This is a genomic window from Capnocytophaga sp. oral taxon 863 str. F0517 (genome assembly GCF_000466425.1).
GTDB lineage: Bacteria > Bacteroidota > Bacteroidia > Flavobacteriales > Flavobacteriaceae > Capnocytophaga.
Genome location: NZ_KE992117.1, coordinates 194,124 through 203,036 on the forward strand (window position 1 = coordinate 194,124; position 8,913 = coordinate 203,036).

General features: G+C 38.8%; 10 protein-coding genes. 2 read left to right on the top strand and 8 right to left on the bottom strand.

The window, feature by feature from the left end:
• Nucleotides 1-17: 17 nt before the first annotated feature.
• From HMPREF1551_RS05190 to HMPREF1551_RS05215, 7 genes are all read right to left on the bottom strand, one after another.
• The gene (locus HMPREF1551_RS05190) at nt 18-1,754 is read right to left on the bottom strand and encodes a DEAD/DEAH box helicase (RefSeq protein ID WP_021628005.1); all 1,737 of its coding nucleotides are present in this window, start codon (nt 1,752-1,754) and stop codon (nt 18-20) included.
• A gap of 74 nt (nt 1,755-1,828) precedes the next feature.
• A complete protein-coding gene (locus HMPREF1551_RS05195) occupies nt 1,829-2,473 on the bottom strand; it encodes a hypothetical protein (protein WP_021628006.1) in 645 nt (214 codons plus the stop codon).
• 1 nt (nt 2,474) lies between these two features.
• A complete protein-coding gene (locus tag HMPREF1551_RS05200; RefSeq protein WP_034544328.1) occupies nt 2,475-2,696 on the bottom strand; it encodes a DUF6140 family protein in 222 nt (73 codons plus the stop codon).
• Nucleotides 2,697-2,715: 19 nt separating this feature from the next.
• Nucleotides 2,716-3,774, bottom strand: coding sequence for an RHS repeat domain-containing protein (locus HMPREF1551_RS05205; protein WP_021628008.1), 1,059 nt, complete (start codon nt 3,772-3,774; stop codon nt 2,716-2,718).
• 42 nt (nt 3,775-3,816) lie between these two features.
• Complete coding sequence (locus HMPREF1551_RS14325) at nt 3,817-3,945, bottom strand: hypothetical protein (RefSeq protein ID WP_021628009.1); 129 nt, start codon at nt 3,943-3,945, stop codon at nt 3,817-3,819.
• 99 nt (nt 3,946-4,044) lie between these two features.
• Nucleotides 4,045-5,136, bottom strand: a complete 1,092-nt coding sequence (locus tag HMPREF1551_RS05210) for a GTPase (protein WP_021628010.1) — start codon at nt 5,134-5,136, stop codon at nt 4,045-4,047.
• Nucleotides 5,137-5,583: 447 nt separating this feature from the next.
• Entirely contained in the window at nt 5,584-6,369 is a 786-nt protein-coding gene (locus tag HMPREF1551_RS05215) for an AAA family ATPase (protein WP_021628011.1), read from the bottom strand.
• A gap of 247 nt (nt 6,370-6,616) precedes the next feature.
• On the opposite strand from HMPREF1551_RS05215, the gene HMPREF1551_RS05220 reads away from it, so the two are divergent.
• Nucleotides 6,617-7,414, top strand: coding sequence for a type IV toxin-antitoxin system AbiEi family antitoxin (locus HMPREF1551_RS05220; RefSeq protein ID WP_021628012.1), 798 nt, complete (start codon nt 6,617-6,619; stop codon nt 7,412-7,414).
• Nucleotides 7,411-8,202: a nucleotidyl transferase AbiEii/AbiGii toxin family protein gene (locus tag HMPREF1551_RS05225; RefSeq protein WP_021628013.1), complete on the top strand. Its 792-nt coding sequence runs from the start codon at nt 7,411-7,413 to the stop codon at nt 8,200-8,202. Before HMPREF1551_RS05220 ends, HMPREF1551_RS05225 begins: the two co-directional genes overlap by 4 nt.
• Before the next feature lie 226 nt (nt 8,203-8,428).
• Here the strand turns inward: HMPREF1551_RS05225 and HMPREF1551_RS05230 are convergent.
• Nucleotides 8,429-8,913, bottom strand: a 485-nt coding sequence (locus tag HMPREF1551_RS05230; RefSeq protein WP_021628014.1) for a C1 family peptidase, incomplete at its 5' end; no start/stop codon positions are given.

Below are 8,913 nucleotides of genomic sequence, written 5' to 3' on the forward strand. Positions count from 1 at the left end.
TCATTTGTCACTAGCTGCTATTTTCTCTTTTTTCGCTTCTTTGAAAAGGTATCGGAAGCATCTTTACGCTTAGGCGCTCCTTTTTTATCTCTTCTATCGGCTGGTTTGCGGTCTCTTTTTTCTTTTTTATCTTTCCTATCTTTCTTTCCTTTGTCCCCGGCTCCTTTTTGCTGGGAGATTTCTATATGAATGGAACGGTTGTCCATCTTGAAATCGGCAAAGGTGTCCAATACCAGCTGGGTCATCTCCGCCTCGGTATTGAAGAAGGAGAAAGTATCCTTTACATCTACCTTGAAGATATCGTTCTTGCCCAAGCCTATGTTCTCCCTCAGAAAATCCTTCAGTAGGCGCCAGTCATAACCATCGCGCTCCCCTATATTGATAAAGTAACGGGTCTCTCCCTCGGTAGAGAAAGACTTGCCTTCGGAGGTTTCTGCATTGAGATCTTTGGACTTGCTGTAGTAGTTGTAAAAACGGTTGAACTCCACCGCTACCATACGCTGAATCAGCTCTTCGCGGTTCAGGTCGCTCAGTACATCGTAGATCGCTGGCAGATACTCATTCACTGCCGGATTCACCTGGGTATCCTTAATCGTATTGGCCAAGTGGTAGAGCTGTATCTCACAGATTTCCATCCCATTGGGGATAGACTTGTACTCAAAAGTCTTTTGGATGATCTTCTCAATCATCTTGATACGCTTGGCCTCACTCTTGGTAAGGATCACCATCGATACACCCGACTTGCCCGCACGCCCGGTACGGCCACTGCGGTGGGTGTAGGTCTCCACCTCATCAGGGAGTTGGTAGTGGATCACATGGGTAATATCATCCACATCTATCCCACGGGCAGCCACATCGGTAGCCACCAGCATTTGGATTTGCTTGGCACGGAAGCCCTTCATCACCAGGTCGCGCTGGTTTTGACTAAGGTCGCCATGGAGAGCAGCCGCATTGTAGCCATCCTCTATCAGCTTTTCGGCTACCGCTTGGGTATCACGCTTGGTACGGCAGAAGACTACGGAGAAGATAGACGGATTGGCATCGGCCAAGCGCTTGAGGGCCTCATAGCGCTGACGACCATTGACGATATAGCACTCGTGGAGTACATTGTTGGAGGCTTGGTTCTTATGCCCTATGGTAATCTCCTTGGGCTTATACATGAACTCTTTAGCGATTTTAGCCACCTCGGCAGGCATGGTAGCCGAGAAGAGCCATGTATTTTTTTCATCAGGTGTTTCGGATAATATAGCGCGGATATCCTCATAGAAGCCCATATTGAGCATCTCATCGGCCTCATCGAGCACACAATAGCTAATATGAGCAATAGAAGCCAGTTCGCGGCGCATCATATCCTGCATACGGCCAGGGGTAGCCACGATAATATGCGCCCCTTTCTTGAGGCTACGGGCTTGTTCCTCTATACTTGCCCCCCCATAGATGGCCACAATATGCACCTGTGGCATATACTTGGCATACTGCTTGAGCTCGGAGGCAATTTGCAAGCAAAGCTCACGAGTAGGCGCCAAGATCAGTCCTTGCGTAATACGCTCGGTAGGGTCAATCAGTTGAAGAAGCGGAAAACCAAAAGCAGCGGTTTTCCCAGTACCTGTTTGTGCCAAAGCCACCATATCGGTAGGTGCTTCGAGCAAGACAGGAATAGCGGCTTGTTGTACCTCAGACGGACGCTCGAAGCCTAAGTCATCAATCGCTTCGAGTAGGGGTGCGCTTAGCCCCAATGTTTCAAATAAATTCATACTAATAGTAATAGGGTGCAAAGATAGAAATTAATTATCAATTACACCCTAATAATTTGGAAAATATATTTTTGCTATGCTTCTCTCAGGATTTGCTCTAACTGCTCCTTCCCCGTACGTCCTTGATATTGACTGATAGGTCTGTTCCACCAAGACGTATTGGGGTGCGGGATACTCCGCGCCTTGCTGAGCAAGCTACTTGCTTGCTGCTTTTGAGCGATCCGCAGAAAGGACTCATAGGCTTTCTTGCTGACAAAGACAATCAGGTCAGGGCGATACTGGCTCTCCAAAGCACGCAACTGCTCGAAAGAACGCAACTCCTCCGCCTCCCCTGCCACTACAATGCTCACCCCACTTACCTCCGCAGGACGTAGAAAGTAGTTACTAAAGGCTATATATTCAAGAGCTTGTGGGTAATCTCCCTTGTCAAACACCGCTCCATATACCCCACCTATATGCCTATAGATAGCATGAGAGGGATTTTTGTAACTGCTCTCTATCACATCATGCCGTATAATCGCCGCTGTATTGAGCCAAGCTAAAGCCTCCTTCGTAAAGCCATAGCTAGCGGTACTCCGCTCATACCACTCCTGCCCTACCTTATGGTTATAGTCCGCTGGCAGATAGTGGCTCTCTCCTTGAAAAAGTACTTTCAAAGGAGCTTTTGTATAATGCTTCCCTACAAAGGGAGCTAATTCAGGGTGTAGGTTATAGATCATTTTATCCTATTTTGTCTACTTTTAGCGCTGTCTTGAGGCTTGTAAAGATACGACTTACATCAATCCCATACACACGCTGGAAAGCTGCAATTACATCCTTTCCTCCGTTTACAAATACAGGGTTGGTAACTGATTGGGTTGGTACCTCCACCTGCATTCCTGATTCCAATCGCAAGCCATTGCTTACTACTGTTCTTGTTACTGTCACTCTATATAATGGCATTTTTCTAATGATTTAAAGGTTAATAATATTCTATTTTTCTCTCTACAATTTCCTCCTTTTCAGCAAGAGAAACAGAACCTTCTGTATAAAAAAATCTATAATCTAGTTTTTCAATCCAATTTCCTTTAGTGTCATACTTCCAACTTAAAAAACATCTCATAGAATAAGTAAATATATCGTCTTCATATTTACCATGCTGAAATATATCAACATCTCTACATAAATCTAAATAATCAAAAAATCGTACCCTGCTCCAATAACCTCCTTTTTTTCTCTCATATATGTCATTTGGAAAATTTTCATCAAATATTTCCACCTTTATACTTTTCTTATTATAGCACCTTTCTACTCTTACCCCTTCCCAATTACGAAAGATGCATTCTTGAGGCTCTTTTTTCCTACCTTTTTTCACCATATCAATATGGTTATCATCCTTTTCAAATAATACATTGAAATACACTCCCCATTGCAAATCAAACTGAGTACTGATTTCTTTTTTATCATCATAGCAAATTCGCTTGAATAGTACCCCTGCTTGGGTATAATCAATACTATTTTTATCATCTTTTTCAATGAAAATTGGAATTTTATTCTTATAAAGAGATTGAAAATCAGGATTTTTTATCTCCATACGGTACTCATCAAATATTTCCCAATAAGGTGTATACCAGCGTTCTTCAGTAATATTTCCTAAAAAATCATACTCATATTCATATATTTCAAAAAGAACACCATTCAAATAGAGAGCAATAAGATTATCATGATCATCATACACATATTTACGAGTAGAAGAATAGCTACCTTTATCTACTTTCTGTAGTAAGCGACCCTTATTATCATATAGAAATTCATGCCTTACCATATCTATTTGCTTACCATTTCTATAATAACGCTCTTCTATAAGATTTCCTAAGTGATCATAGGTATATTCTTGCCTACGATTATCCTTAGCAATATCTATAGCAACCAATCTCCCTTGTAGGTCATAATGCTTTTTTATAGTGTGTTGTGGTAAGTATATTTTTCCTCCATCATAATCACTACCATCATAAGTACGCTCTTCTGTTGACCTTATCATTTTTTAGATTTTTTATATTACTATATTCTACTCATACCACTCCTACCCCATCTTATGGTCATAAGCCTCTGGCAGATAGTGGCTCTCCCCTTGAAAGAGCACTTTCAAAGGAGCCTTTGCATAATGCTTCCCTACAAAGGGAGCTAATTCAGGGTGTAGGGTGTAGATCATTTTATCCAAGTCTTATTTTATGAATTAGGAGGCGTTTATATTGCCTCCTAATTCCCTTTTTCTGAAATTTATATCTATTACAGGAAAAACTTCTTCCATTCACTGTTTGAAACTTTCGAAAATTTCCATAGCTGTTTTTTCTCCTTCTTCTACCATTTCTTCACCTAAAGAAAAAACCATTTTAAATCCTATTCCTGCTGCTATTGCTTGCCCTACAAATGGAACCCATTTAGATAATGATTTAGTAGCCACTGATGTTCCAAACCTTTTTAGTAAAATCATGATAGCTTCTTTAGCTCCATATCTAGCCAAATATTGAGTTCCTTTCAACAGAGCTGTTTTCAACTTTACTTGATTGGGTAAATCTACAAGAGTTTTATAGTATTCTTGATCTTCTTTATTAAGTCCATATACTGCCGTAATATCATTAGACATTTTTAACACAAGTCCAAGATCAACAGAGATATCAAGTCCTGGTATTGGATTCAGACCATTTGCAGCCGCCAAAGCAGCATACCTTAGAACTAATTTCTCTGCTATTTTTCTTTTTTCCTTGATTACTTTTTCAGAAGTAATAGTAACATCAGCAATAAAACGTTCTTTTTTGATCTTTGATAAGTTTGAAGATATATCATTTAAGAGCTTATCCAAATCATATGCTGTGGGATAATCTGCTGATGTTAAGTAAATTCCTTTTACGGGAGCATCTTGTATATTGTCTCTAAGTTCTTCATAGATCTTTTTCAAAGTAGTTCCCTCATCCTCTCCTGTATCTTTCCTATTTCTTTCAACAGAATAATCTATCTTTGTCCTTACTGCATAAATAGCTATCAGTGGTTGTATTTTAGCTATCTCCTTAATTAAGAACAAATCGTCTTCATAAAAGCGATCTGAAGTTACTACTATTACACAATCAGAATCCTTGATTCCCATTTTTTCTATATAAGTTTCTCTTGGGAATTTCTCCGTCGAACAACCTGGTAAGTCATAGAAAAGAAGACCTCTATTTTCATAAGGTTTCCCTACTTCCATGGTTGTTTCCGTTACTCCTACTTCTGCAATTCTTTCACCTACAATCGCATTAATTAAGGAAGATTTTCCTGTACCACTTCTTCCTATTATACGGCATTTTACTTTGGTTTTTTTGAAATTTTCCAATTCTTCTTTGAATTTTTCTAAGTATTCTTTCATTTTTTATATATTTAAACAATTATTCCTAATCCTTCGATAAACAGCAATCTATCCACAAAAAAACACTTCAGGTATAAGCACAAAAAAGCGCAAACATTCCTTTTTTGCTTGTTATAGAAGCCCGACCAAAGGCTATGTTACGAAAGCAAAAGGAATGCCTACGCTATAGGTAGGCAATTCCACTTTTACTTTCCCCGTAACATTAAAAAATTGGTCGTTTTCTATAACAGGAAATTGTAAAGCGAAACGCTGTTTATATGTCTTTTAAAATTGTATTTTTAGTACGCTATAGTATCTATTTTAAACCTGCTACAAAAATACAAATTTATCTTTATTTTACACACTTTCATGTGTTAAATTTTATACACGTTGATAAATTCTTTAACGCGCTAAGATACAAGCATTTGAGCTGCCACCCTATTGCGGGTCGGTCTTCTTTTGGCTGCCCTATTCCTCCTCTCTGAAATACGCCGCTGGGTTATTAAGAAAAGTTTTTGTTACAACATAGTGCTCTACTTGTTCTAAGGGCGTGGCGTTCATACCTGTCTCTGTGATTTCGTAAATCAAGGCTCCTGGCATGGCCATCAATATAGGTGAATGGGTAGCGATGATAAACTGTGATTCCTCCCTCTTGAGGTGCTCCCTAATAAGATAGATCAGCGATAGCTGGTGTATAGGGGAAAGAGCGCTCTCTAGCTCGTCAAAGATATAAAGTCCCTGCTTCTTCGTCCGCTCAGTGATGATATGCAAAAAGGCCTCTCCATGGGAAAAGGACGAGAGTTTCTGTCCGTAATTCCACATCATATTCTTGTACTCTCTGGTATTGTTATTGACCGCCTCCAGCATACGAGAATGGGGCAATTCTTTAAAATACTCATAAGCCCATGACTTGGCATAATCATCTACTTTGGCTACATAATCGCCAAAGTCCTCCGCCCGAAAGAAAAAGCCTTTGACCTTTCCCTGATTGTATTGCTCCAATTGCAAGCACTCCGAAAGCCTTTCTATAGGCTCAAAGGACTCTTGCATATAGTCCAAATAGCTGTCTATACGGGGCAAACCCAATTTGTAGGCAATACTCTCTATCAGTGTGGATTTCCCTACGCCATTATCCCCTACGATAAAGGTTACCGCCTGCCCCATATCTATATGCTTGGCATAGCGTGCCGCCAAAGTGTTATAGGGAAAATTCTTAGTTCGCTCTGTTTCTATGTGTAGTGATCGTATATACATAATACTTCGTTTTTTTATCTGGGACAAAATTACAGACTAACTCGGCCAAACTGTGACCGAGTAAAAAATTTTTTATAGTTAAAGTTTTCAAAACAAAACAACCGTTTAGTATCATAAAATATTTTCCTCCCAAAACTTGTATATTTCATTGAAAATAAGTATCTTTGTAGCCAACTAAGCAAAAGTTCATTTCTTCAAAAAGTAACCTATCTTGTTACTTTTTGAAGAAATAAATTATCTGTAAGACATGGTAGAAAAAAGATTTCCTTATATTGATTTTATCAATCAGGTACTTTCTGTAGGAAGAATTTCATTTACCTTAGACGAAGTAATAGAGAAAAGTGGCTATAATAGAAAAATAGTACAAGTCTCTCTATCTCGCTTAATAAGTAAAGGAAAAATCCTTCTTATCAGAAGGGGATTTTATGTGATTATCACCCCCGAATTTTCCATACAAAGGAGTATTCCTTACATCATGTATATTGATGATCTTATGACGTATATGCAGCGAAATTATTATGTGTCTCTACTATCTGCGGCAGCTCTCCATGGTGCCGCCCATCAACAGCCTATGCAGTTTTTCGTTACCACTACCATGCCTTTTATCAGGGATATAAAGAAAGAAAAAATCCATATTTCTTTTACTATAAAAAATGGCTGGGATACCTCCTGTATTACACAACTTAAAACACGTACAGGATATGTAAATGTCGCTACAGCAGAGGCTACTATACTTGACCTGGTTGAGAACTTACAGAATTTTGGATTAGGCAGAGTGATTGGTATTATTGAAGAACTCTCTGAAGTGGTCAATAAAAATACTTTAAAGAAAATAGCTAACTTCTATCCTACTTCAGTAGTTCAGAGAACAGGTTATATACTTGATGATTTGCTTGGCAGAGAGGATATAGCTAAGTGTTTGTTCGTTGTCCTTTCAAAACGAAATATATACCCACAATACCTTTCTCTATCCACTCAAAAAAATGGCTCTTTAACTGATAAATGGAAGATTATTCCAAATGACAAAATAGAAATTGACATATGATACCACAACGATATATCCTAGAATGGAAATCTATAGCTCCTTGGACTAATGATGCTCAGGTTGAGCAAGATTTGGTCATTAGTCGTGCTCTTGTAGAAATGTTTTCCTCTCCATTGCTTAGTAAAACATTAGCCTTTCGTGGGGGGACTGCTTTACATAAGCTATATATACAACCACAGGCTCGCTATTCAGAAGATATTGATTTAGTACAAATAGAATCTGCTCCTATACATCCTATACTCAAAGAAATACGAGATCGCCTTTCTTTCCTAGGAACTAAGCGAACCGTCAAGCAACATATACACAATAACACTATCATCTACCGTTTTGAATCTGAGTTCCCTCCAGTGATTAATATGAGACTAAAAATAGAAATAAACACTCGTGAACATTTTAATATTTTAGGTCTCAAGCCAATCCCTTTTAGAGTTTCTAACACTTGGTATTCTGGAGAATGCAATCTCATTAGCTATGAATTAGAGGAATTGCTAGGAACAAAATTAAGGGCATTATACCAACGTAGAAAGGGACGAGATTTATTTGATCTTTATTGGGCGATACTGCGTAATGAAATAGACCCTTCTAAAGTGCTTGAATGTTATCACAAATATATGTCTTTTGTCGTAGAACAACCTCCTACCTACAAACAATTTCTTGCTAATATGGAAGAAAAAATGAAAGACCATGAATTTCTTTCTGATATGGTTGCGATTATACGCCCCAATATAGACTATAATGCAGCAGTTGCTTGGGAAAAGATTAAAACTACTCTTATAGAAAAGATCTAATTACACCCTTCTCTTCTCTATTTTTTATAATAGTTCATTTCTGCAAAAAGTAACAAAATAGGTTACTTTTTGAAGAAATAAACTATTATTCTTTTTGACATATATCAACAAACACAACCTATAATGCCCTTCTCCTAATCATAAAAAAGTGAAGACCACCATAGGTAATCTTCACTTTTTTAGAGTAAATTGTCACTCGTCATTAGTCACTCGTCATTAGTCATTATCAAAGGCTTACATAAGAGGCCTTCTTGAATTTCTTTACCAAATCCTTAGGAGCTCCTTTTTGATTGACTAAGATAGCTATTGTTTTGTAGCGTACATAGTCCTTGCTGGCATATAGGTAGCCTTGGTTATCGTTATCGGTACCCCAGGAGTTCTTTACGATATAGTATTCCTTACCTGTTTGGTCTTTGGCCAAGCCTACGATGTGCATGGCGTGATCGTCAAGGGTTTCGTAGTTATCAAAAGCCGCTTGGCGCATCTCAGGGGTAATGGTTTTTTCCTTCCAGTAGGTTTGGTAGTAGTTTTCCTGCTCGGCAGGGCTTAGGCTCTCAAAATCCTTTTCTGGGATGATAGCCAAGCCGTTTTGCCAGCTAAAGAATTTTTCAGAGACATCGGCTTCCCAACCTACGGTATAGCCCTTGCGCAAAGCATAGTCAATCGTACGGATGAAGTCCTCCATATTCACATTGAAGGCATAGTCATAGC

Bases quoted from the DNA above. Each gene is read 5' to 3' on its own strand.
- HMPREF1551_RS05205 (WP_021628008.1), bottom strand. From the start codon at position 3,774: ATGATAAGGTCAACAGAAGAGCGTACTTATGATGGTAGTGATTATGAT.
- HMPREF1551_RS14325 (WP_021628009.1), bottom strand. From the start codon at position 3,945: ATGATCTACACCCTACACCCTGAATTAGCTCCCTTTGTAGGGAAGCAT.
- HMPREF1551_RS05220 (WP_021628012.1), top strand. From the start codon at position 6,617: ATGGTAGAAAAAAGATTTCCTTATATTGATTTTATCAATCAGGTACTT.
- HMPREF1551_RS05210 (WP_021628010.1), bottom strand. From the start codon at position 5,136: ATGAAAGAATACTTAGAAAAATTCAAAGAAGAATTGGAAAATTTCAAA.
- HMPREF1551_RS05200 (WP_034544328.1), bottom strand. From the start codon at position 2,696: ATGCCATTATATAGAGTGACAGTAACAAGAACAGTAGTAAGCAATGGC.
- HMPREF1551_RS05215 (WP_021628011.1), bottom strand. From the start codon at position 6,369: ATGTATATACGATCACTACACATAGAAACAGAGCGAACTAAGAATTTT.
- HMPREF1551_RS05225 (WP_021628013.1), top strand. From the start codon at position 7,411: ATGATACCACAACGATATATCCTAGAATGGAAATCTATAGCTCCTTGG.
- HMPREF1551_RS05190 (WP_021628005.1), bottom strand. From the start codon at position 1,754: ATGAATTTATTTGAAACATTGGGGCTAAGCGCACCCCTACTCGAAGCG.
- HMPREF1551_RS05195 (WP_021628006.1), bottom strand. From the start codon at position 2,473: ATGATCTATAACCTACACCCTGAATTAGCTCCCTTTGTAGGGAAGCAT.